Annotated in this window: 24 protein-coding genes and 1 tRNA gene; 19 read left to right on the plus strand and 6 right to left on the minus strand. The window is 67.8% G+C overall.

Annotated elements, in window-relative coordinates:
- Positions 1–15: 15 nt before the first annotated feature.
- Positions 16–1389: a DNA repair protein RadA gene (radA, locus tag ILT43_RS01480; RefSeq protein ID WP_204193505.1), complete on the minus strand. Its 1374-nt coding sequence runs from the start codon at positions 1387–1389 to the stop codon at positions 16–18.
- A 105-nt stretch (positions 1390–1494) separates the two neighbouring features.
- Between radA and ILT43_RS01485 the strand changes: the two genes are divergently transcribed.
- Positions 1495–2634: a glycosyltransferase family 4 protein gene (locus ILT43_RS01485; protein WP_239473947.1), complete on the plus strand. Its 1140-nt coding sequence runs from the start codon at positions 1495–1497 to the stop codon at positions 2632–2634.
- 109 nt (positions 2635–2743) lie between these two features.
- Here ILT43_RS01485 and ILT43_RS01490 read toward each other — a convergent pair whose 3' ends face one another.
- Both ILT43_RS01490 and ILT43_RS01495 read right to left on the minus strand, forming a co-directional pair.
- Positions 2744–3049, minus strand: a complete 306-nt coding sequence (locus tag ILT43_RS01490) for a DUF2218 domain-containing protein (RefSeq protein ID WP_204193508.1) — start codon at positions 3047–3049, stop codon at positions 2744–2746.
- Positions 3046–3669, minus strand: coding sequence for a PadR family transcriptional regulator (locus ILT43_RS01495; protein WP_204193510.1), 624 nt, complete (start codon positions 3667–3669; stop codon positions 3046–3048). The genes ILT43_RS01490 and ILT43_RS01495 overlap by 4 nt, the downstream gene beginning before the upstream one ends.
- Positions 3670–3806: 137 nt before the next feature.
- On the opposite strand from ILT43_RS01495, the gene ILT43_RS01500 reads away from it, so the two are divergent.
- The 5 genes from ILT43_RS01500 (at position 3807) to ILT43_RS01520 (ending at position 7285) form a co-directional block, all read left to right on the plus strand.
- Positions 3807–5120: a replication-associated recombination protein A gene (locus ILT43_RS01500; protein ID WP_204193511.1), complete on the plus strand. Its 1314-nt coding sequence runs from the start codon at positions 3807–3809 to the stop codon at positions 5118–5120.
- Positions 5120–5461 (plus strand): MmcQ/YjbR family DNA-binding protein, encoded by a 342-nt coding sequence (locus ILT43_RS01505; protein ID WP_204193514.1) that lies wholly within the window; start codon positions 5120–5122, stop codon positions 5459–5461. The genes ILT43_RS01500 and ILT43_RS01505 overlap by 1 nt, the downstream gene beginning before the upstream one ends.
- On the plus strand, positions 5451–6305 hold the full coding sequence (locus tag ILT43_RS01510) for a hypothetical protein (protein WP_343283950.1): 855 nt from the start codon (positions 5451–5453) through the stop codon (positions 6303–6305). Before ILT43_RS01505 ends, ILT43_RS01510 begins: the two co-directional genes overlap by 11 nt.
- Positions 6306–6326: 21 nt before the next feature.
- Positions 6327–6402 (plus strand) — tRNA-Thr (locus ILT43_RS01515).
- A 280-nt stretch (positions 6403–6682) separates the two neighbouring features.
- Positions 6683–7285, plus strand: a complete 603-nt coding sequence (locus ILT43_RS01520; RefSeq protein WP_204193518.1) for a PEPxxWA-CTERM sorting domain-containing protein — start codon at positions 6683–6685, stop codon at positions 7283–7285.
- A gap of 235 nt (positions 7286–7520) precedes the next feature.
- Here the strand turns inward: ILT43_RS01520 and ILT43_RS01525 are convergent, their stop codons facing one another.
- Positions 7521–8264, minus strand: a complete 744-nt coding sequence (locus ILT43_RS01525; protein WP_204193519.1) for a dienelactone hydrolase family protein — start codon at positions 8262–8264, stop codon at positions 7521–7523.
- A 147-nt stretch (positions 8265–8411) separates the two neighbouring features.
- On the opposite strand from ILT43_RS01525, the gene ILT43_RS01530 reads away from it, so the two are divergent.
- The 3 genes from ILT43_RS01530 to ILT43_RS01540 all read left to right on the plus strand — a co-directional run bounded on the left by ILT43_RS01530 (position 8412) and on the right by ILT43_RS01540 (position 10214).
- On the plus strand, positions 8412–8978 hold the full coding sequence (locus ILT43_RS01530) for a hypothetical protein (RefSeq protein WP_204193521.1): 567 nt from the start codon (positions 8412–8414) through the stop codon (positions 8976–8978).
- 73 nt (positions 8979–9051) lie between these two features.
- The gene (locus ILT43_RS01535) at positions 9052–9351 is read left to right on the plus strand and encodes a putative quinol monooxygenase (protein ID WP_204193522.1); all 300 of its coding nucleotides are present in this window, start codon (positions 9052–9054) and stop codon (positions 9349–9351) included.
- Between the two features lie 59 nt (positions 9352–9410).
- On the plus strand, positions 9411–10214 hold the full coding sequence (locus tag ILT43_RS01540; RefSeq protein WP_204193524.1) for an NIPSNAP family protein: 804 nt from the start codon (positions 9411–9413) through the stop codon (positions 10212–10214).
- 34 nt (positions 10215–10248) lie between these two features.
- Here ILT43_RS01540 and ILT43_RS01545 read toward each other — a convergent pair whose 3' ends face one another.
- Positions 10249–10620 carry a hypothetical protein gene (locus ILT43_RS01545; RefSeq protein ID WP_204193526.1) on the minus strand — a complete coding sequence of 124 codons (372 nt, stop codon included), beginning with the start codon at positions 10618–10620 and terminating at the stop codon, positions 10249–10251.
- Positions 10621–10679: 59 nt separating this feature from the next.
- On the minus strand, positions 10680–11051 hold the full coding sequence (locus ILT43_RS01550; RefSeq protein ID WP_204193528.1) for a hypothetical protein: 372 nt from the start codon (positions 11049–11051) through the stop codon (positions 10680–10682).
- 89 nt (positions 11052–11140) lie between these two features.
- Between ILT43_RS01550 and ILT43_RS01555 the strand changes: the two genes are divergently transcribed.
- The 10 genes from ILT43_RS01555 (at position 11141) to ILT43_RS01600 (ending at position 20798) form a co-directional block, all read left to right on the plus strand.
- The gene (locus tag ILT43_RS01555) at positions 11141–11839 is read left to right on the plus strand and encodes an endonuclease/exonuclease/phosphatase family protein (RefSeq protein ID WP_204193530.1); all 699 of its coding nucleotides are present in this window, start codon (positions 11141–11143) and stop codon (positions 11837–11839) included.
- Entirely contained in the window at positions 11839–14106 is a 2268-nt protein-coding gene (locus ILT43_RS01560) for a patatin-like protein (RefSeq protein WP_204193532.1), read from the plus strand. The genes ILT43_RS01555 and ILT43_RS01560 overlap by 1 nt, the downstream gene beginning before the upstream one ends.
- 267 nt (positions 14107–14373) lie before the next feature.
- Entirely contained in the window at positions 14374–14733 is a 360-nt protein-coding gene (locus ILT43_RS01565; RefSeq protein WP_204193533.1) for a hypothetical protein, read from the plus strand.
- Positions 14730–15404: an orotidine-5'-phosphate decarboxylase gene (gene pyrF, locus ILT43_RS01570; protein ID WP_204193535.1), complete on the plus strand. Its 675-nt coding sequence runs from the start codon at positions 14730–14732 to the stop codon at positions 15402–15404. The genes ILT43_RS01565 and pyrF overlap by 4 nt, the downstream gene beginning before the upstream one ends.
- Positions 15401–15865 (plus strand): hypothetical protein, encoded by a 465-nt coding sequence (locus tag ILT43_RS01575; protein ID WP_204193537.1) that lies wholly within the window; start codon positions 15401–15403, stop codon positions 15863–15865. Before pyrF ends, ILT43_RS01575 begins: the two co-directional genes overlap by 4 nt.
- A complete protein-coding gene (locus tag ILT43_RS01580) occupies positions 15841–16470 on the plus strand; it encodes a phosphoribosylanthranilate isomerase (protein WP_204193539.1) in 630 nt (209 codons plus the stop codon). Before ILT43_RS01575 ends, ILT43_RS01580 begins: the two co-directional genes overlap by 25 nt.
- The gene (gene trpB / locus ILT43_RS01585) at positions 16467–17696 is read left to right on the plus strand and encodes a tryptophan synthase subunit beta (RefSeq protein ID WP_204193541.1); all 1230 of its coding nucleotides are present in this window, start codon (positions 16467–16469) and stop codon (positions 17694–17696) included. The genes ILT43_RS01580 and trpB overlap by 4 nt, the downstream gene beginning before the upstream one ends.
- Positions 17693–18499 (plus strand): tryptophan synthase subunit alpha, encoded by an 807-nt coding sequence (gene trpA / locus ILT43_RS01590; RefSeq protein WP_204193543.1) that lies wholly within the window; start codon positions 17693–17695, stop codon positions 18497–18499. Before trpB ends, trpA begins: the two co-directional genes overlap by 4 nt.
- Positions 18496–19356 (plus strand): acetyl-CoA carboxylase, carboxyltransferase subunit beta, encoded by an 861-nt coding sequence (gene accD / locus ILT43_RS01595; RefSeq protein ID WP_204193545.1) that lies wholly within the window; start codon positions 18496–18498, stop codon positions 19354–19356. The genes trpA and accD overlap by 4 nt, the downstream gene beginning before the upstream one ends.
- Before the next feature lie 134 nt (positions 19357–19490).
- On the plus strand, positions 19491–20798 hold the full coding sequence (locus ILT43_RS01600) for a bifunctional folylpolyglutamate synthase/dihydrofolate synthase (RefSeq protein WP_204193546.1): 1308 nt from the start codon (positions 19491–19493) through the stop codon (positions 20796–20798).
- Positions 20799–20803: the final 5 nt, after the last annotated feature.

Below are 20803 nucleotides of genomic sequence, written 5' to 3' on the forward strand. Positions count from 1 at the left end.
AGGGTCGATCGTACTCTACCCACGCCCCAGCATGTGATCCACGAACTGCGCCAGCGTGCGGAAGCCGGACAGACGCAGCGGCCCGTCGTCCTTCGCCATCACCGAGGGCACCAGCGCCCGCTCGAACCCGAGCTTCGCGGCCTCCTTCAGGCGCAAGGGGCCGTGCGCGACGGGCCTGATCTCTCCGGACAACGCGACTTCGCCGAACGCCACTGCGTCGGCGGGCACCGGCCGTTCGCTCATCGCGGAAACGAGCGCGGCGGCGACCGCCATGTCGGCGGCGGGATCCTGCACGCGGTAGCCGCCGGCGATGTTCAGATACACTTCCGCCGACGAGAAGCTGAGCCCGCACCGCGCCTCCAGCACCGCGAGGATCATCGCCAGCCGTCCCGAATCCCAGCCGACCACCGCCCGCCGCGGCGTCGCGCCGCTGGCGAGGCGAACCGTCAGCGCCTGGATCTCGACCAGCACCGGCCGCGTTCCCTCCAGCGCTGGGAACACCGTCGCGCCCGTCATCCCCTCCTCGCGCTGGGTCAGGAACAGCGCGGACGGATTTGCGACCTCCGCAAGTCCCTCGGTCTGCATAGAGAATACGCCGATCTCGTCGGTGCCGCCGAAGCGGTTTTTAATCGCGCGCAGGATACGATACTGGTGCGACCGCTCCCCCTCGAAGGCGAGCACCGTGTCGACCATATGCTCCAGAACGCGCGGGCCGGCGATGCTGCCGTCCTTGGTTACGTGTCCGACCAGTACCAAAGCCGTGCCGCGCTCCTTGGCGAAGCGGATCAGTTCCTGCGCCGAAGCACGTACCTGACTGACGGTGCCGGGCGCGCCCTCGATCAGGTCGCTGTGCATCGTCTGGATCGAGTCGATCACCAGCAGGGTCGGCGGCGCCCCCTGCGACAGCGTCGTCAGGATGTCGCGCGTCGAGGTCGCGGCGGCGAGTTGCACCGGTGCGGAGCCGAGACCCAATCGGCGCGCGCGCAGCCGGACCTGATCCGCGGCTTCCTCGCCCGAAACATAGGCGACGCTATGTCCGGCGAGTGCCATCTTTGCCGCCGCCTGAAGCAACAGCGTCGATTTGCCGATGCCGGGATCGCCGCCGATCAACGTCGCCGATCCCTCGACGAAGCCGCCACCCAGCGCCCGGTCGAACTCGGCTACGCCGCTGGGCAGGCGCGCCGGAAGCGCGACATTGGCGTCGAGCGCGGTCAGCACGATTGACCGCCCGCCACCCTGAAGATTGTGCTTGGCGTGGAACGGCGTGACGACCGCCGGGGCTTCCTCGACCAGCGTGTTCCACTCGGCGCAGTCGGCGCACTGCCCCTGCCACCGGGACGCGACCGAGCCGCAGGCCTGACACACATAGCGTTTCTGGAGCTTCGCCATGCATCGTACATAGCGGAACGGGACGGGAACACAATCGCTCGCCGCCGACATCGACAGGGGCTGCGGATGGTCAATCGCCGCAACCCCCGCTATGGCCCCGCCACCATGCAGCCGAAGGACCTTCGCGTCGCGCTCTTCAGCGGCAATTACAATTACGTGCGCGATGGGGCTAACCAGGCGCTGAACCTGCTGGTGGGACATCTGCTGGCGCAGGGTGTCACGGTGCGCGTCTATTCGCCGACCGTACCGCAGCCCGCTTTTCCCGCCACCGGCGATCTGGTCGACGTGCCGGCGGTGCCGATCCCCGGCGGACGCGGCGAATACCGGATCGCGCGCGGTTTGCCTGCGAAGGTCCGCCGCGATCTGGAAGCGTTCGCCCCCAATGTCGTGCACGTCTCCGCCCCTGACATCCTCGGTCACCGCGCGATCAGTTGGGCGCGCGCCCACGGCATCACCACCGTCGCCTCGCTGCACACCCGATTCGAGACGTATCTGCGCTACTACCATTTATCGGCGCTGGAGCGGCCGTTGGAGCGGCTGCTCGCGCGTTTCTATGGGCGGGTCGATACCGTGCTGGTGCCCGGCGACAGCATGGCGCAGGTGCTGCGCGGCTGGGGCGTGACGACGCCGATCGGCATCTGGTCGCGCGGCGTCAATCACGACCGCTTTTCGCCAGCGCGCCGGGACATGGCGTGGCGTAGGTCGCTCGGCGTGGCCGACGACGAGCTCGCGGTGGGCTTCGTGGGGCGACTGGTGAAGGAAAAGGGGCTCGACGTCTTCGCCGACATCGCGCGCGCGTTGACCGAGCGCAACGTGCGCCACCGCGTGGTGGTGATCGGCGACGGCCCCGCGCGCGACTGGTTCGCAAAGGAAGTGCCGGACGCCGCCTTCGCCGGTTTCCAGCGCGGCGACGCGCTCGGCCGCGCGGTCGCCTCGCTCGATACCTTCTTCAACCCGTCCGTGACGGAGACGTTCGGCAACGTCACGCTGGAGGCGATGGCCGCGGCCGTGCCCGTGGTTGCGGCGCGCGCGACCGGAACGACCGATCTGGTCGAGGAAGGCATTACCGGCTTCCTCGTCTCGCCGCGCGATCCCGCCGCCTATGCCGACGCGATCGCCCGCATCGCCGGCGATCCCGCCCTTCGCCGATCGATGGGCGAAGCGGGGCATGCCAGGGCGGCGGGGTATCGCTGGGAGGCGATCAATCAGGCGGTGCTGGATACGTATCTGGAGCTGAAGGGGTAGCTTGAACGTCTGACCCATGTTCCCGCAGAAGCGGGAACCCGGTGGCCAAGCAGGACAACAGCCGGCTCCGCACCAATGGGCTCCCGCCTGCGCGGGAGCACGATGGCCGCTACTCCCCCGCCCGCCAATCGAAGGTCAGCGGCGCTTCGCGGAAGGCAAAGCGGTCCAGGTGGCTTGCGACCACCTCGCGCATGCGGGCGGTGTCCTCGCCCTCCGGCACGGTCAACAGGATGTCGAGCGTCTCCGGGTCGGCCCGCATCTCCAGCTTCGATCCGTTGGGGAAGTCGATCGTGCCCTCCTCCTCGGTGAAGGAGACGGTCATCTTGTGGCTCCAGTGCTTGGCAAGCTGCTGGAGATAGCGGCTGGCAGATGGCGTCGGCACGCGGGCGACCCAGATCGTCGGTGCGCCGCTCATTTCAGGCGCTCGATCTTCTGGGCGAGTTCGTCGATCAGACCGACCACCTCATGCAACGTCTCTTCCGACACGTCGCCGCGCTTCAACCGGCCGCGCACCGCCTGCCCCAGATTCCACATCGCACGACGGGCCTGTTCGCGATCGGTCCGCTCGCTCTGCTCCCCCATCGCAGTCAGACGCTGCATCAGCGCCGCAACCTCCTCCTCGCGTTCCGCCAGATGTACGCGCCCGTCGTCGGTGGCGGCGAAGCGCTTCTTGGTGCCCTCTGCCTGCTGCTCCCCGATCTGGCCCATCTCGTCCAGCAGCGTCAGCGTCGGATAGACCACGCCCGGGCTGGGAGCATAGGCACCGCCGGTCAGCGCCTCGATCCGGCGAATCAGGTCGTAACCGTGGCTCGGTTCGTCCGCGATCAGCTTCAACAGGATCAGGCGAAGCTCGCTGCCGTCGAACATGCGACGACCGCGTCCCGGTCGTCCTTCTTCCCGGTGCCCCGGCGTCCATTCGAACGAGAAGCTGCCACGAGGGCCGCGACCGCCGTGCATGGCGTGGTGCATCGCGCGCCGCATTCCGTCGCGCATCTCTCGATCGGGGCCGCAGCCCCGCTTGTTCATTCCAAACATCGTTGTTCCTTTTAACTCTACGATGCAGCCAAGATATATCTTCGATGCTCGATCACAAGATGCCTCAAGATATATTTTCAGCGCGTAGCGATCAGCCGATGGATGACGCCGCGATACGAAGCGCCTACATCGGCGGAATGGACCTGTTCGCCGGGATCGAGCCCCCCGCCCCCACCGATGCACCTGCCGCCGATGCCCCGCTCGCGGACCGGCTGCGGCCGCGCGCGCTGGACGAGGTCGTGGGTCAGGAGCATCTGACCGGCCCCGACGGCGCGATCGGGCGGATGGTCGCGGCGGGCAGGCTGTCGTCGATGATCCTTTGGGGTCCACCCGGTACCGGCAAGACGACGATCGCGCGGCTGCTCGCCGACGCGGTGGGGCTGCGGTTCGCCAGCATTTCCGCCGTGTTCTCGGGCGTCGCCGACCTCAAGCGCGTCTTCGCGGAGGCGAAGGATCATGCCCGCGCCGGCAAGCGCACCCTGTTGTTCGTGGACGAGATCCACCGGTTCAACCGCGCGCAGCAGGACGGCTTCCTGCCGTTCGTGGAGGACGGCACCGTCACGCTGGTCGGCGCGACGACGGAGAACCCGTCGTTCGAGCTCAACGCCGCGCTGCTCAGCCGTGCGCAGGTGCTGATCCTGCACCGGCTCGACCGCGTCGCGCTCGGCCAATTGCTGTCGCGGGGCGAGGAACTGGAGGGGCGCTCGCTGCCGCTCGACGATGCTGCGCGCGAGGCGTTGATCGCCAGTGCGGATGGCGACGGTCGCTTCCTGCTCAATCAGGCGGAGACGCTGTTCGCGATCGACTTGCCCGCGCCGCTCGACCCCGCCGGCCTGTCGGCGCTGCTGCAACGCCGGGTCGCGGTGTACGACAAGGATCGCGAGGGACATTACGGGCTGATCTCCGCGCTCCACAAATCCATCCGCGGCTCCGATCCGCAGGCGGCGCTCTACTATCTGGCGCGGATGCTCGTCGCGGGAGAGGAACCGCTGTACGTCCTGCGCCGTCTGACGCGGGCGGCGGTGGAGGATATCGGCCTCGCCGATCCGCAGGCGCTGGTGCAGTGCATCGCCGCCAAGGACACCTACGACTTCCTCGGCTCGCCCGAGGGTGAACTCGCGATCGTGCAGGCGTGCCTCTATCTCGCCACCGCGCCGAAATCGAACGCCGCCTATCTGGCGCAGAAGTCGGCGTGGAAGACGGCGAAGGAAAGCGGGTCGATCAGCCCGCCCAAGTCCATTCTCGGTGCGCCGACGCGGCTGATGCGCGATCTCGGCTACGGCAAGGGTTACGAATACGACCACGACGCCGACGACGCATTCTCGGGCGCGGATTACTGGCCGGAGGAACTCGGGCGGCAACGGTTCTACGAACCGACCGAGCGTGGTTTCGAGAAGCGCATCGCCGAGCGCATGGCGTGGTGGGACGAACGCCGCGCGGATCGGTCCTGATGCGTGCATGGGCCGAGGTGGTCGCGTTCGCGCTGACGCTGCCCGACACCTATCTCGAATCCTTCTACAATGACCTCTGCCCCAAAGTGAATCGCAAGGCCTTCGTCTCGCCGGGCCGCGAGCCGGACAGTTTCCACGTTCCCGCTCCGCATGAGGAGAAAGCGATACTGATGGAAACCGACCCGGACACCTTCTGGCAGACGGCGCACTACGCGTACTGGCCGGGACTGCTGGTCCGCTACGGCAGCACCGATCCGGAACGGGTGAAGCGGGTCATCACCCGCGCGTGGTGGGACCGTGCGTCGCGGACGCAGCGAAAGGCGTTCGGCGATCGTCCCTAAGCATTTCACCCACTTCGCCGCGATCGATTGGTCCGGGGCGAAGGCTCGCCTTCACAAGGGCATCGCCTTGGCGACGTGCGACTCCGGCGATGCCGCGCCCATGTTGGTGCCACCGCCGGAGCGGGCCTGGTCGCGGCAGGCGATCCTCGACTGGCTGCTCGCGCAGGCCGAAGCACCGATGCTGGTCGGCTTCGACTTCAGCTTCTCCGCTCCGTTCGTGGCCCGCGGTGCACACCTGCCGGGGGAGACGACGACCACCGACGCTCGCGCGCTCTGGGCCTACGTCGATGCGGCCAGCAACGACGAGGATCTCGGCGCGGCGTCGTTTCTGGAGGCACGGCGCGGCAGGCATTTCTACCTCGGTGCGGCGGACGGCGCGAAGGCGGATTTCCTGCACTGGCGCACCTGCGAAGTCGCGACGGAGGGCGGTCGGAAGCCATCCACCGTGTACGACGCGATCGGCGCGGCGCAGGTGGCGAAAGCGAGTTTCGCAGGCATGCGCTTGCTGCACGCCCTGGCGGGGCGGGTGCCGGTGTGGCCGTTCGATCCGCTGCCCGACCGTGGCATGGCAGTGGTGGAAATCTACACCGCGATCGCCGCGCGCGCTGCGGGCATGCGCAAGGGCATCAGCAAGTTGCGCGACGCCGTCGCGCTCGACACAGCCCTCGCCGCGGTGGGTAGCCGCCCGCATGCACCGCTCTCCGCGTACGACGATCACTCCACCGACGCGATCCTAGCCGCCGCGTGGCTCCGCGCCTCCGTCGGGCGAGCCGATCTATGGCAACCTGCGGCGATGACGAATGACGTAGCCGCGACTGAGGGCTGGACGTTCGGCGTCCCCTGACGCTAGGGGAGCGATCGGAACGCCGGTTTAGCTCAGCTGGTAGAGCAGCGGTTTTGTAAACCGAAGGTCGCGGGTTCGATTCCTGCAACCGGCACCAGCCGTCCTGTCATTTTCCGCGGTATGGCAGCACGGTTCCAAGGTTCGATGAACCCTCGCCGCGACAACGAATGTTCCGTTTTTCCACCGGCCGGCTCGCCCGGTCAGCGATGGTGTTGTCCCTTCAGCATCAAGGCTGCCGTGCGGCAACGTGCTCGCTTGTCCTGAAAAGAGATTTAATTGGTTAATCATGAGTGAAAATTCATGTTGAGATCACATGAACCTCAGATAAACGATCGCTCAGCACCCGCCCCTTGGCTCGGTGTCATGGGGAAACAATCATGAAGACGATCAAGATGCTGGCGCTTGCCGCTGCCGCGACGATGGCGATCACGGCGCCTGCGATGGCCGCCACGATCACCTACACCTTCACCGGCACCTTCTCGGGTGTGAACGGCGGACCGTTCGCCAACGTCGACGCGACGTTCACCGGCACGGCCGACACCGCCGATGTTCAGGCGTTCGGTCCGGGCACCTTCGTCACTCCGCTCGCATCGCTTCAGGCGGTATCGCCGACCGCCGGCACCTTCAACGTGACCAGCCCGGCGTTCTTCTTCAAGAACAACTTCGGCTACGTCGGCATCCAGTTCAACGCCCTGGACAACTCGTCGTACTTCTCGGGGGATAACGCCCTCCTGATCAACTATGACGGGGCGTCCAACGTCGCCACGACGCCGATCAGCTATTTCAGCGGTATCGACGCCACGTTCGACACCGATCGCGGTTCGGTGACGATCACCAGCGCGGTCAACGGCACGTTCGCCGCATCGGTGGCCGGTGCGGTTCCTGAGCCTGCGACCTGGGCCATGATGATCGGCGGCTTCGGCATGGTCGGTGGTGCGGTGCGCCGTCGTCGTGTCAGCACGAAGATTTCGTTCGCCTGATCCTCTAAGCCTTTCCGATCAGGTCCGAGGAGGCCGCCGACCGCGTATGCAGGTCGGCGGCTTCTTTGCATTTGGGCGAGTCGGTACGCTCGCTGCTGACGTGCGGACATCGCGTGATCCGCAGGCACGGGTTTGGCTTCGCGCAGGTTCATAACCTTGACGATCCGGGGCGTCCGGCCCGGACGTCACCCGCCCGACGAGGCCGGCACCCACCACGTGGGTCGGCAAGATCGCCCTACCTCAAGGTACGTCGGTAGAATTGCAGCGTGAGTGCCATCGCCTGAAGGAACAGCGCCGGATCGTAACGCGGCCCCTCGTCCCGCAGGAATGCGTGCTGCGCATTCATCTCATGCCACTCATAGGCTGCGCCGACCTCCTCCAGCCGGGTGCGGATCGCCTCCCGCCCCGCAAAGGGGACATGCGGGTCCTGCCGTCCCCACACGAACATCGCCTCCGCTTTCAGGTTGGCCATACGTGCGAGGCTGTCGTCGGATCGGCCCTCGCCCAATGTCCCCGAATGAATGTCCGTCGGGTAGAAGCAAGCGGCGGCAGCCACGCGCGGATCGAGCGCGGCCCGGTAGGCGAGATGGCCGCCGAGACACACGCCGAACGTTCCCAAGCGGCCGTTGCAGGCGGCATGCGCGAGCATGGCGGTCGTGGCGGCCTCCGCGTCGGCATCGAACGCAGAAACAGGCTTTGCGAATTTGAGCGCGTTACCCCGGTCCGTGCCGGCCTGATCATACTCCAGAATCGTACCCGCCGGCTCGTACTCGTGGTAGACTTCGGGTACGGCGACGACATACCCGTTCCCCGCGATCATCGCCGCCAACCGGCGGATCGGGGCCGTGACCTGATAGATTTCCGAGAACAGGAGCACGCCCGGAAAGCGGCCCGCGATGGCAGGCCGGAACAGATGCATCCGCATCGGACCGCTGCCTGGCACGTCGACATCCAGTGTCTCGTCGCTGCGCAAGATCATGCGAATATCCTCAAGCCGACCTGATGAAGGGCACTGCCGTCATAGCACCCGCGCTCGCAGCGGTAAGTCACTCTGCGCCGCAGCTCGTCTTCTGGCGTATCGAGAACCTATCGCCTCGCCGAACGTCTAGCCTTGAACTGACACCTGATGCCGAACGGAGTGATGATGGAAATACCGGGGTTGATGGTCGGAATGGCTGGTGTCGTACTGGCGTTTGCCCCGGTCAATTCAGCTTCGGCTGTTCCTCAGGTTTCGTTGGGCACGATTTCGGTCGGCGCCGGACGCGACGCTTCGAACGCTGAGGACGCATCGCCCGATGTGGATGCCGCCGCCGCCGCCGCGCTCGGTGAGAAGGGCTTTACGATCCTCAACGACCCCGGCCACGCTGCCTATGTCGCCGAAGTCGTCGTGACGAGGACAGATGTCGGTGCCGCGTCGGTTCGCGTGCGCAGCGGAAAAGCCGCCGTTGTCGGCGCAGGGCTCAGCGTTCCCATCGGCAGTGGCGGATCACGGATCGTCCCGCTGCAGCGGACGGAATTGACGATCACCATCCGCAAGCGAGGCGGTGCAGCGATCCTCTGGCACGGTGCGGCGATGACCGTTCGTTCGGAGGGGGCGCTGAACGCAAGCGCCGATGGCGTCGCGTCTGCGCTGAGCGAAGCGGCGCTACGCCGCTATCCTGCTGTCTCGAACGAGGTCACCAGCGTACCCTGACCGCTCGCCCCGAAAGCTGATGCAGAACGGGCTTGGGACAGCTATTGATCGATGCAGCCATCAGGAGAGGTCTATGTCGGTCAAGGTCATCGCGTTCGTCAGCGTCAAGCCCGGGCACGAGGATGGGCTCGTGGCCGCGGCGCGCCCCTGCATCACCGCGTCGCGCGCGGAGCCGGGCGTGCTGTACTACGACCTCTGGCGGGAGGTCGACGGCGAGCGGCGCTTCGTCTTCGACGAATTGTACGTCGACGATGCGGCGGTGCAGGCCCACATGGCATCCGACCATTTCAAGGCGTTCGGCATCGCAGCGCGCGACCTCGCCTCGGCGCGGCCGATCATCACCGTGACGCACGCCGTCGAGGTGGCCGACTGACAAGATGCCGCGTGTGCCGGCGCCGACACGACCATGACGACCGAAATTGTGAGGATTGGATGACCTTTTCGATCGACCGACGATCGCTGCTCGCGGGTGCTGCCGTCGGGAGTGTGGCTCTTGGTGCCACCGGTTCCCGCGCGCAGCCGGGCGCAATCCCGGAGATCTACGAGCTTCGGACCTATCGACTGGTCCACGGCCCGATGCGGGAGCGGCTCGACGCTTATCTGAAGAACGCCTTCATCCCGGCCGCGCGCCGCGCCGGCTGTGGACCGGTGGGCGTCTTCACGGTGGCGATCGGTGCCGAAAGCCCGACCGTCCAGGTTCTCATCCCGCATCCGTCGATCGCAGACTTCGTGGCGCTCCCCGATCGGCTGAGTGCCGATCGAGGCTACGCAACGCTTGCCGAGCCGTTCTTCAGCGCGACGCCGGAACGTCCGCCCTATGCCTCGCTGGAGGTGAAGCTGATGCGCGCCTTCCCGCACTTTACCCGCGTCGAGCGGTCTGCCGCCTCACGCGACAACACGTCGCGCCTATTCGAATTGAGAACGTACTTCAGTCATAACGATAGGGCAGGAGCTACGAAGATCGGGATGTTCGACACCGGCGGCGAGATCGAGATATTCCGGCGCAACGGACTCACGCCGGTTTTCTTCGCTCAGGACCTCACCGGGCCTCGTCTGCCGAGCCTCACCTATATGCTGATGTTCCCCGACCTAGCGACGCGGGAGCGAAACTGGCGCGCGTTCGGGTCCGATCCCGCATGGCGCCGGCTCATCGCGACACCGGGGCTCACCGATCCTGACATCACCACGGGCATCGGCAACCAGATCCTCAACCCAGCGCCCTATTCGCAGATCTGACGGGAATACCGGTCAAGCGACAGACGTGCCCGGCCTACGTCGGCAACATCCGGCCTGTGGTCCGATCGAGCCCGCGTGCGGTGTAGATGTCCAGCGCGGTCGCGCCCAGTACGAACAGGATCGCTCCCCAGACGGCCCTATTGCGGGGGTGGGCCTTCGCCGCCGCCCCCAGCGCCGTGAGATCCAGCGCATCACCGGCGACGCGGCCCCAGACGTTGGTAGACAGCGCTGGCGCCGCAAGCAGGCCGGCGCCGGCCACCAGCTCGCGGGCACCAAAGGCGCGGATCAACGGCTCCGAACCCTCCGCCTCCAGCGTCTGGGCGATCCGCTTCGCACCGAACATTTCCGCCACCCCCAGGGCGACGGAGAAGATCCCTAATCCAAGTCCTAACGCTTTGAAGTTCATGACTTAACTCCACATCGTTCCTGTTGGATCAACGGCATTCGGGCGCAGGCGTTCCGACGTCAGGCCTCGGTTCCACTCCCGTTTGCGGAGTCGGAGTCATAGTCCTCGCCATCCTGTCCGCCCCCTGCGCCGGAACCGCTGCCGTGCACTTCGCCCGTCGCTCGATCGACATAGGCCCGATGGCCGTCTTCCGGCGGGATGCCTGCGCGGGCATTGCGCGCGATGGAATTCGCTGCCGTCCCGCCATCATCCGCGCCGACCGCGATTCGATCCGGCAGGTTCTCGCGATAGGTACCGGCTTCCTGGCCAGAATAATGGCCCTCGTCGCCCGCACGATTGTCACGGATTTCGATCGTGTCGTCGGTGGCGGGGCGAGCGATGTCATCCTTGGCGGGAGAGCGATCGGCGGCGTGGTCGTGGCGGTCGGGCATGCTATCCTCCAGGATCTGTACCGCGCTTCAACGCATGGCCGCGCCGAGGGCTGCAACCGTCCGCCATGCTGCTGCGTTGCGGCTGCGGAATGATCCTGAAAGTCGCCAGCTACAACATGCACAAGGGGGTGGGGACCGATCGGCGGCTCAGCCCCGAACGCATTCTCGACGTGTTGCGCGAGATCGATGCGGACGTGATCGCGTTGCAGGAAGCCGACCGACGCTTCGGCACGCGCGACGGCGTCATTCCGCTGCACTTGCTGGCCGAGCATAGCGACTGGCAACCGGTCGCGGTCGGCAAGCGTGCCGCGAGCTTGGGCTGGCATGGCAATGCGCTGCTGGTACGGAAATCGGCGACGATCGTGGGGTGCGACGCGATCCACCTGCCGGCGCTGGAACCACGCGGCGCGGTGTCGGCGGAGGTCGATGTCGAAGGCGGCTCGGTGTGCGTCGTCGGCATGCATCTCGACCTGTCCGGGCTGTGGCGGCGCAAGCAGGCGGCGGCGATCCTGGCGCATGTCGCGCATCGGCCGGAACGTCGCCCGACGGTGATGATGGGCGACCTGAACGACTGGTCGGCAGCGTCAGGGTGCCTGCGCGACTTCGGCCGCGACTTCGCGATGGCGGAAACCGGCCCGTCCTTTCACGCCCGGGCGCCGATCGCCCGGCTCGATCGCATCATGGTGTCGCGAGACCTGACCATCCAAGACTGCGGCGTCCACGCCAGCGCGGCGGCGCGCAAGGCGTCCGATCACCTGCCGATCTGGGCGGTGATCGAGCGCAGCTGATGCGGGAAAAGGAACTCCGCCTCGCGCTCGTCTGCTACGGCGGGATCAGCCTGGCGGTGTATATGCACGGCATCACCAAGGAGGTGTGGCGGCTCGCCCGAGCCAGCCGCGCCTGGCATGACGGCATGCCGCCGGCCCAAGGCACCGACGCGGTGTATCACGCGCTGCTGGAAGAGATCGAGACGCGCGGCGGCATAAGGCTGCGGGTGCTGGCGGACATCGTCGCGGGAGCGAGTGCGGGCGGGATCAACGGCATCTTCCTGGGTCAGGCGATCGCCACCGGCCAGTCGCTCGATCCGCTGACCGACCTTTGGCTGACCTCCGCCGATGTCGAGGCGCTGATCGACCCCGCCGCCGCGCCCGCGCATCGCCTGTCGAAACTGTGGGCGCTGCCGCTCGCGTGGATGGCGGCCGGGCGCAGCGCGGAGGCGCTGGAGGAGCATGCCGATGCGGCGACCCGCGACGAGGTACGCGCGAAGCTGTCGCACTTCGTCCGTTCGCGCTGGTTCGAGCCGCCGTTCGGGGGCGAGACGTTCACCGGATTGCTGCTCGACGCGTTCGACGCCATGGCGGCATCGGAACGCGGGCCGCGATTGTTGCCCGACGGTCAGCCGCTCGACCTGTTCGTCACCGTCACCGATTTCGCCGGCCACCCCGAGCGGTTGCGCCTGAACTCCCCGCCGGAGGTGGTGGAAACCGAGCACCGTCTGGTCGTATCGTTTTCCGACGAGGGCCACGCGACCGACACGTTGGCGGCGATCCCCGAGCTGGCCTTTGCCGCGCGTGCCACGTCCAGCTTCCCCGGCGCGTTTCCGCCGTTTCAGGTCGGCGAACTAGACCGTGTGCTGAAGGCGCGGTCGGCGGCTTGGCCGGGCCGCCGCGCCTTCCTGCGCCGCGTGTTGCCGCGACAGGCCGCCGCCAACGCCGCGGACAAGGCGGTGCTGATCGACGGCTCGGTGCTCGCCAATGCGCCGTTCCAGCCGGCGATCGCCGCCCTTCGACAACGTCCGGCGCGACGGCAGGTCGACCGCCGCTTCGTCTATATCGACCCTTCGCCCGGACCCAAATTCCGGCTCGGAGGACGCGACGGCACGCCCGGCTTCTTCCAGACGATCATCGGCGCGTCGAGCGAACTGCCGCGCCAGCAGCCGATCCGCGACAATCTCGAAGCGCTGGCGGAAAGGTCAGCGCGCATCGAACAGATGCTCGGCCTCGTCGCGGCGATCCGACCGCGCGTGGAGGCGGAGGTGGAGGCGCTGTTCGGGCGCACCCTGTTCCTCAACCGGCCGAGCGCGCGACGATTGGCGGCATGGCGCGCGCGGTCACAGGCGGCGGCGGCAGCGCAGGCGGGCTTCGCCTATGCCGCCTACGGCCACGCCAAACAGGCGGCGGTGATCGACGCGCTGGCGGTGCTGACCCACAGCATCGCGGGCGAACAGGCGCCCGAGCGCCGCCGCCGCATTCGCCAGACGATCGCGGGGGAGGCAGCGTTGCGTGCCGGCGGCGATCCGTCGGACCCACAGGCGATCACCTTCCTGAGAGTATTCGACACCGGCTTCCGCATTCGCCGCCTGCGCCTCCTCGCCCGGCGACTGGGTGAGCTGGAGGAGCGCGACGTCGAGCATCTCGGCGACCTCCGCAAAGCCATTTACCTGTCGCTATCGGCCTATCTCGACCGGCAACGCGCCGACGCCTTCGCCGGCTTGCGCGGTATGGCGCGCGGGTTGCGCGGCGACGCCGGGCCGCTGCTCGATGCGCTCGCCACCACGCTCGATCTGCCCGCGCTGGACGCGGACACCGACGCGCGGCTCGCCGAGGCGCTGACGCCGCTCGACCGCGATGCGCGCCGGACCATGCTGCTCGCCTATCTCGGCTTCCCCTTCTACGACACCGCCACGCTGCCGCTGTTGCAGGGCGAGGGTCTCGACGAGTTCGATACGATCCGCGTCGACCGCATCGCGCCGGAGGATGCGCCGTCGATCCGCACCGGCGGCGCGGAGGCGACGTTGAAGGGTATTCAGTTCAACAGCTTCGGCGCATTCTTCAGCCGCGCATACCGCGAGAACGATTACCTGTGGGGCCGTTTGCATGGCGCGGAACGGATGATCGACATCGTCGTCTCCACCCTCCCCCGCTCCGTCCGCCTCCGCGCCGGCCGCATCGCCGCGATCAAGCGCGCCGCATTCGTGGCGATCCTCGACGAGGAAGAGCCACGCTTGTTGGCGGTGAGCGCGCTGATCGCCTCGTTGCGGCGAGAAGTGGGGTAAGTCTTGTCCGTTCGTCCTGAGCATGGTCGTGGTCGGGCCGCCGGGCATGGCCTTCGACTGCGCTCAGGCTGAACGAGGTAGGAAGGACCCAATCCCCAAACTCCGTTTGTGTTGAGCGAAGTCGAAGTACGGGCCACTCCCATAGTTCAACAAGGACAGGCGGCAGCCCGGTCCCCGCCACCATACTGCGACGAACCGGCACGAAGGCTGGTCAAGCCGTGCCTTCGCCTGTAGCCTTGCGACCCGCATGGGCGAACGGAGACGAGAATGCAGTTCCTGAAGATCCTCTTCTGGTGCCTCCTCGCCTTTCTGGCTGCGCTGTTCACGATCGGGAACTGGACGTCGGTTCCGATCCATCTGCCCGGCGACCTCGTCGCGGAGGTGAACCTGCCGTTCCTGCTGCTCGTCACCTTCCTGATCGGCCTGCTGCCGACGTTCGGGTGGCAGGCGGCGCGACGCTGGCGCTTGAAGCAGCGGCTGACCACGTGCGAGCGGTTGCTTGCCGAAACGCGCGCCGCCCAGATTCCCGCGCAGATGTCCGTGCCGGTGGCCCCGACGATGGCAGTCCAGCCACTCGTTCCCGACGCCAGCTATGCGCCGATCGCACCGGAGCCGAACCTGAAGTGAGCAACCGCATCTACGTCGCGATCGATACGCCCGACCTCGCCCGCGCCAAAGCCATCGCCACCAAGGTCCGCAACCATGTCGGCGGCCTGAAGCTGGGCCTCGAATTCTTCGCCGCCCACGGCCAGCCTGGCGTGCGCGAGATGGCGACGATCGGGCTGCCGATCTTCCTGGACCTGAAGCTCCACGACATCCCCAATACCGTCGCCAAGGCGGTGCAGGCGCTGTCCCCGCTCGAACCGGCGATCCTCACCGTCCACGCCAGCGGCGGTCGCGCGATGCTGGAGGATGCGAAAGCCGCCGCGCCGCTCGGTACGAAGGTCGTCGCGGTGACGATGCTGACCAGCCTCGATGCCAGCGACCTTGCGGCGACCGGCGTCTCCGGCAGCGCCCACGATCAGGTCGTCCGCCTCGCCGCGCTGGCCGCCGAGGCCGGGGTCGACGGTATCGTCTGCTCCGGCGCGGAGGTCGCGGCGGCGAAGGCGGCATGGCCGAAGGGCTATTTCGTCGTTCCGGGCGTCCGTCTCGCGGACGGACCCGTCGGCGACCAGAAGCGCGTCGTCACGCCGCGCGCCGCCGTCGACGGCGGCGCGTCGATCATCGTCGTCGGTCGCCCGATCACGCAGGCCGAGGACCCCGACGCCGCCGCACGGGCCATCGCCGGCACCTTGTGACGCGACCGGTGTGGCTCCGCCGGTGGCCGCGCCGATCCGTGCTGCTCAGCGTGGTGTGGCTGTTCGTCGCCGGCTTTCTGGTGTTTCCGCCGGGTCGATCGGCCGAGAGCCCGTCGTTCCTGCTCACGGATGGCTGGTCGGCGGCAAGTCCCACCCTGTCCGACTGTCTGCCGTTCACGCGGACCAGCGCCGTTGTCATCGACCACCTGCAGCGCGACGGCTTCGTTCGGTCGCTCGCAACCGGTGATCTGGAACTCACTGTCCGCCCGTTCCCGCTGGTCCATTACAAGCGCGTCGATCGCTGCTATACGAGCGCCGACGCCGCCCTGTTCCTGAGTTCGCTCATCGCCCTGACGGCAGCGCTCGCCGCGCTGCTTTGGGGTGGTCGCAGCATCGTCCGGGCGTGGCGCGCGAACCGGATCGGAGACACGACGCCATGCCCGCCAAGATCTGCGGCCTGACCACGGCCGCGACGCTCGATGCCGCGCTCGGCGGCGGCGCGAGCCATGTCGGCTTCGTGTTCTTCGCCCCCTCACCCCGCAATCTCGACTTCGACGCCGCACCCGCACTGACGGCGCGCGTGCCGGATCACGTCGCGAAGGTCGGCGTCTTCGTCGACCCCGATGACGGACTGCTGGAACAGGCGGTCGCCGTCGCGGCGCTGACCGTCCTGCAACTGCACAAGGTCGCCCCCGCCCGCGCCGCTGCGATCCGCGCGCGCTTCGGGCTGGAAACCTGGACCGCGGTGGCGGTGAAGGCGCGCGGCGACCTCGATGTCGCACGGACCTTCACGGGTGCCGCCGACCGGATCCTTTACGACGCCAAGACGCCGCCCGGCGCGGCGTTGCCGGGCGGGATGGGTCTCCGCTTCGACTGGAGCCTGCTCGACGGATTCGCCCACCCTTTACCGTGGGCGCTGTCCGGCGGGCTCGACGCGGGCAATGTCGCGGAGGCGATCGCCCGCACCGGTGCGCCGCTGGTCGACGTCTCATCAGGCGTGGAAACCGCGCCAGGGGTCAAGGATGTGGACAAGATCGCCGCCTTCCTTAAAGCGGCGCGATCATGAACGTCCCCAATTCCTTCCGCACCCAGCCCGACGAGCGCGGCCATTTCGGTCAGTTCGGCGGCCGGTTCGTTGCCGAAACGCTGATGCCGCTCATCCTCGACCTTGACCGCGAGTACCGGGCGGCCAAGGCCGATCCGGCGTTCAAGGCCGAGTTCGAGGATTTGCTCGAACATTATGTTGGCCGGCCCAGTCCGCTCTATCACGCCGAACGCCTGTCGGCGGCGCTGCGCGAGGGCGCGGAGCCCGGCATGGGCGCGCAGGTATGGTTCAAGCGGGACGAGCTGAATCACACCGGCGCGCACAAGATCAACAACTGCATCGGCCAGATCCTGCTGGCGATCCGCATGGGCAAGACGCGGATCATCGCGGAGACGGGTGCGGGCCAGCACGGCGTCGCCACCGCCGCGGTCTGCGCGCGCTTCGGCCTGCCCTGCGTCATCTACATGGGCGCGCGGGATATCGAGCGGCAGCAGCCCAATGTGTTCCGCATGAAGCTGCTCGGTGCGGAGGTCCGCCCGGTCGAAAGCGGCGCGAAAACGCTGTCGGACGCGATGAACGAGGGCCTGCGCGATTGGGTCGCGAACGTCCACGACACGTTCTACATCATCGGCACCGCCGCCGGCCCGCATCCCTATCCGGAAATGGTCCGTGACTTCCAAAGCGTGATCGGTCGCGAGGCGCGCGCGCAGATGCTGGCCCGTACCGGTCGCCTGCCCGACATGCTCGTCGCAGCGATCGGCGGCGGATCGAACGCGATTGGCCTGTTCCACCCGTTCCTCGACGATGCCGAGGTCGCGATGCTCGGCGTGGAGGCGGCGGGCCACGGTCTCGACCGCGAGCATGCCGCTTCGCTCGCGGGCGGTTTCCCCGGCGTGCTACACGGCAACAAGACCTATCTGTTGCAGGACGAGGACGGCCAGATCGCGGAGGGACATTCGATCTCCGCGGGCCTCGACTATCCCGGCATCGGGCCGGAACATGCGTGGCTGCGCGACATCGGCCGCGTCGAGTATGACAGCGCGACCGACCAGGACGCGCTCGATGCGTTCCAGCTGTTGTGCCGGACGGAGGGGATCATCCCCGCACTGGAGCCGGCCCACGCCATCGCCGCGGTCACCCGCCGCGCCAAGACGATGCGCGACGATCAGGTGATCCTCGCCAATCTGTGCGGGCGCGGCGACAAGGACATTTTCACCGTCGCATCGGCGCTGGGTGTGGCGATATGACCACCCGCCTCGCCGCCGCCTTCGCGCAGGATCACGCCGCGCTCGTCTGCTTCGTCACCGCCGGCGACCCGACGCCCGCCGCGACGCCGGCGATCCTCGACGCACTGGTCGCGGGTGGGGCGGACGTGATCGAACTGGGCATGCCCTTCACCGATCCGATGGCGGACGGCCCGGCGATCCAGAACGCCAATATCCGCAGCCTCGCAGCCGGCACGCGCACGACCGACATCCTGTCGATCGCGGCCGGCTTTCGCTCGCGTCACCCGAACGTACCGCTCGTCCTGATGGGTTACGCCAACCCGATGCTCCGCCACGGCAGCGCCGCCTTCGCGCGTGCCGCCGCGGATTCGGGGGTAGACGGCGTGATCTGCGTCGACATTCCGCCCGAGGAGGACGACGCGCTCGGACCGGCATTGCGCGCGGCCGGGATCGCCCCGATCCGACTCGCGACGCCGACCACCGACGCCGCACGCCTGCCCGCCGTCCTCGATGGCGCGGGCGGGTTCCTCTATTACGTGTCCGTCGCCGGCATCACCGGGCTTCAGCAGGCGCAGCAATCCTCGATCGAGGACGCCGTCGCGCGGCTGATGGACGCCACCGACCTGCCCGTGGCGGTCGGCTTCGGCGTCCGCACCCCCGATCAGGCCGCCGCCATCGCCCGCGTGGCGGACGGCGTCGTCGTCGGCTCCGCCATAGTCGAGATCGTCGCCGCCCACGGGGCCGATGCGCCCGGCCCCGTCACCACCTATGTCCGTTCGCTCGCCGATGCCGTCGCGTCGGCCCGCAAGGTAGTCGCAGCATGAGTTGGCTCAACAGCGTCCGCAACGCCCTCGCCTTCGGTCCCCGCAAGGAGCAGGCCGAGGAGAATCTCTGGCACAAGTGCAAGGGGTGCGGCCAGATGGTCTTCACCAAGGAGCTGGAGGAGAACCTCTACGTCTGCCCGCGATGCGAGCATCATGAGCGGATCGGCCCGAAGATCCGCTTCGAGCATATCCTGGACGAGGGCAGCTACGCCGAACTGCCCGCGCCGAAGGTGCCTGAGGACCCGCTGAAGTTTCGCGATTCGAAGAAGTACACCGATCGCATCCGCGCCGCCCGCACCGCCACGGCGGAGCCGGACGCGCTGTTGAATGCGCGCGGCACGATCCTCGGCCACCGCGTCGTCATGGGCGTGCAGAATTTCGCGTTCATGGGCGGGTCGATGGGCCTCGCCGTGGGTGAGGCGTTCGTACGCGGCGTCGAGGCCGCGATCGCCGACAAGTCGCCCTATCTGATCTTTACCGCCGCGGGCGGCGCACGGATGCAGGAGGGCATCCTGTCGCTGATGCAGATGCCGCGCAGCACCGTTGCGATCCAGATGCTGCACGATGCCGGCCTGCCGTATATCGTGGTGCTGACCGACCCGACGACGGGCGGCGTCACCGCCAGCTACGCCATGCTGGGCGACATCCAGATCGCCGAACCCAATGCCCTGATCGGCTTCGCCGGCCAGCGCGTGATCGAGAGCACGATCCGCGAAAAGCTGCCCGAGGGGTTCCAGCGCGCGGAATATCTGCTGGATCACGGCATGCTGGACATGGTCGTCCACCGCAAGGACCTGCGCGAGCGGCTGGCGCAGGTGATCGGCTACCTCTGCGGCCACCGCGCGGCGGCGGCTTAAGGCACAACACGTCCACCCCGGCAAAGGCCGGGGCCCAGTTGCCGAGATCGTCGTGATGACGCCATGCCGCGCATCATCGCTCGATCGCTACAGAACCCCGGCGTTCGCCGGGCTGGATGCTGAAGGCTGAAATCATGCCCGATCACGCAACGTCCACCCACGCCGCCGTTCAGGCGCAACTCGACCGCCTCGCGACGCTCTCGCCGGGTGCCGACATCCTGGGTTTGGAGCGTATTGCGGCGCTGCTGTCACGGCTCGGCGATCCCCACCTGTCGCTACCGCCGGTGTTCCACGTTGCCGGCACCAACGGCAAGGGTTCGACCTGCGCCTTTCTGCGCGCCGCGATCGAGGCGGCCGGGCATTCGGTTCACGTCTTCAGCAGCCCGCACCTCGTGCGCTTCAACGAACGTATCCGCATCGCCGGGCACCTGATCGCGGACGATCACCTTGCGGCATTACTGGCGGAAGTGCTGGACGTCGCGGACGGCATCCGCCCGAGCTTCTTCGAGGTCACGACCGCCGCCGCGTTCCTCGCCTTCGCCCGCACGCCCGCGGCCGCGACGATCGTCGAGGTCGGGTTGGGCGGCCGGCTGGATGCGACCAACGTCGTCGCCGCACCCGCGGTCACCGGCATCGCCGCGCTCGGGATGGATCATGAGGCGTTCCTCGGCACCTCCGCCACCGGTATCGCGGCCGAAAAAGCCGGCATCGCCAAGCCCGGCGTGCCACTCGTGACGATGGATTACGCCCGCCCCCTGCGCGACCGCATCGCGGCGGTAGCGGCGCAGACCGGCGCGCCCGTGATTGCACGCGGACGTGAGTGGAACAGCGACACCGCCCGCTCGACGATGCGGTACAGCGACGACGGCTTCTCCGTCGTCACCAACCGGCCGCAGCTGGTCGGTGCCCACCAGTCGCGCAACCTTGCACTGGCGATCGCCATGCTGCGGCACCAAGGCGCGCTGCACATCCCGGAAGCCGCCTATCGCGCCGCGGCGGACTGGGCGCAGTGGCCGGCACGCATGCAGCGCCTGTCGCCGGGGCCGCTCACCGATCGCCTGCCCCCCGCATCGGAATTGTGGATCGACGGCGCCCACAACCCCTCTGCCGCCGCGCCGGTCGCCCGCGCGCTGCGAACGATCGCGCAGGGTCGGCCGGTGACGCTGGTGCTGGGCATGCTCGCGAACAAGGATGCTGCGGGCGTGCTGCGCCTCCTGTCGTCCTCTATTGCGCGCGTCATTGCGGTGCCGGTTTCCGGCCACGCGCATCACGCCCCCCAATCATTGGCTGATATCGCCGGGCAGTTCGGCCCCGCCGCCACGACTGCGCACTCGCTGGAGCAAGCGCTGGACCTTGTCCGCGACCCCGCCCCCGTCCTGATCGCGGGCTCGCTCTACCTTGCCGGAGAGGCGCTCGCCGCCAACGATGAACCACCCGCCTAGTTGCT

Origin of the sequence: Sphingomonas longa, assembly GCF_016892685.1 — a bacterium.
In the GTDB taxonomy this organism is placed as follows: Bacteria; Pseudomonadota; Alphaproteobacteria; order Sphingomonadales; family Sphingomonadaceae; genus Sphingomonas; species Sphingomonas longa.

Bases quoted from the DNA above. Each gene is read 5' to 3' on its own strand.
- ILT43_RS01500 (WP_204193511.1), top strand. From the start codon at position 3,807: ATGGACCTGTTCGCCGGGATCGAGCCCCCCGCCCCCACCGATGCACCT.
- ILT43_RS01525 (WP_204193519.1), bottom strand. From the start codon at position 8,264: ATGATCTTGCGCAGCGACGAGACACTGGATGTCGACGTGCCAGGCAGC.
- ILT43_RS01545 (WP_204193526.1), bottom strand. From the start codon at position 10,620: ATGAACTTCAAAGCGTTAGGACTTGGATTAGGGATCTTCTCCGTCGCC.
- ILT43_RS01535 (WP_204193522.1), top strand. From the start codon at position 9,052: ATGTCGGTCAAGGTCATCGCGTTCGTCAGCGTCAAGCCCGGGCACGAG.
- ILT43_RS01490 (WP_204193508.1), bottom strand. From the start codon at position 3,049: ATGAGCGGCGCACCGACGATCTGGGTCGCCCGCGTGCCGACGCCATCT.
- ILT43_RS01565 (WP_204193533.1), top strand. From the start codon at position 14,374: ATGCAGTTCCTGAAGATCCTCTTCTGGTGCCTCCTCGCCTTTCTGGCT.
- ILT43_RS01600 (WP_204193546.1), top strand. From the start codon at position 19,491: ATGCCCGATCACGCAACGTCCACCCACGCCGCCGTTCAGGCGCAACTC.
- ILT43_RS01530 (WP_204193521.1), top strand. From the start codon at position 8,412: ATGCCGAACGGAGTGATGATGGAAATACCGGGGTTGATGGTCGGAATG.
- radA (WP_204193505.1), bottom strand. From the start codon at position 1,389: ATGGCGAAGCTCCAGAAACGCTATGTGTGTCAGGCCTGCGGCTCGGTC.
- ILT43_RS01520 (WP_204193518.1), top strand. From the start codon at position 6,683: ATGAAGACGATCAAGATGCTGGCGCTTGCCGCTGCCGCGACGATGGCG.
- ILT43_RS01580 (WP_204193539.1), top strand. From the start codon at position 15,841: ATGCCCGCCAAGATCTGCGGCCTGACCACGGCCGCGACGCTCGATGCC.
- ILT43_RS01505 (WP_204193514.1), top strand. From the start codon at position 5,120: ATGCGTGCATGGGCCGAGGTGGTCGCGTTCGCGCTGACGCTGCCCGAC.
- accD (WP_204193545.1), top strand. From the start codon at position 18,496: ATGAGTTGGCTCAACAGCGTCCGCAACGCCCTCGCCTTCGGTCCCCGC.
- ILT43_RS01560 (WP_204193532.1), top strand. From the start codon at position 11,839: ATGCGGGAAAAGGAACTCCGCCTCGCGCTCGTCTGCTACGGCGGGATC.
- trpB (WP_204193541.1), top strand. From the start codon at position 16,467: ATGAACGTCCCCAATTCCTTCCGCACCCAGCCCGACGAGCGCGGCCAT.
- ILT43_RS01540 (WP_204193524.1), top strand. From the start codon at position 9,411: ATGACCTTTTCGATCGACCGACGATCGCTGCTCGCGGGTGCTGCCGTC.
- trpA (WP_204193543.1), top strand. From the start codon at position 17,693: ATGACCACCCGCCTCGCCGCCGCCTTCGCGCAGGATCACGCCGCGCTC.
- ILT43_RS01555 (WP_204193530.1), top strand. From the start codon at position 11,141: ATGATCCTGAAAGTCGCCAGCTACAACATGCACAAGGGGGTGGGGACC.
- ILT43_RS01495 (WP_204193510.1), bottom strand. From the start codon at position 3,669: ATGTTTGGAATGAACAAGCGGGGCTGCGGCCCCGATCGAGAGATGCGC.
- ILT43_RS01550 (WP_204193528.1), bottom strand. From the start codon at position 11,051: ATGCCCGACCGCCACGACCACGCCGCCGATCGCTCTCCCGCCAAGGAT.
- ILT43_RS01485 (WP_239473947.1), top strand. From the start codon at position 1,495: ATGCAGCCGAAGGACCTTCGCGTCGCGCTCTTCAGCGGCAATTACAAT.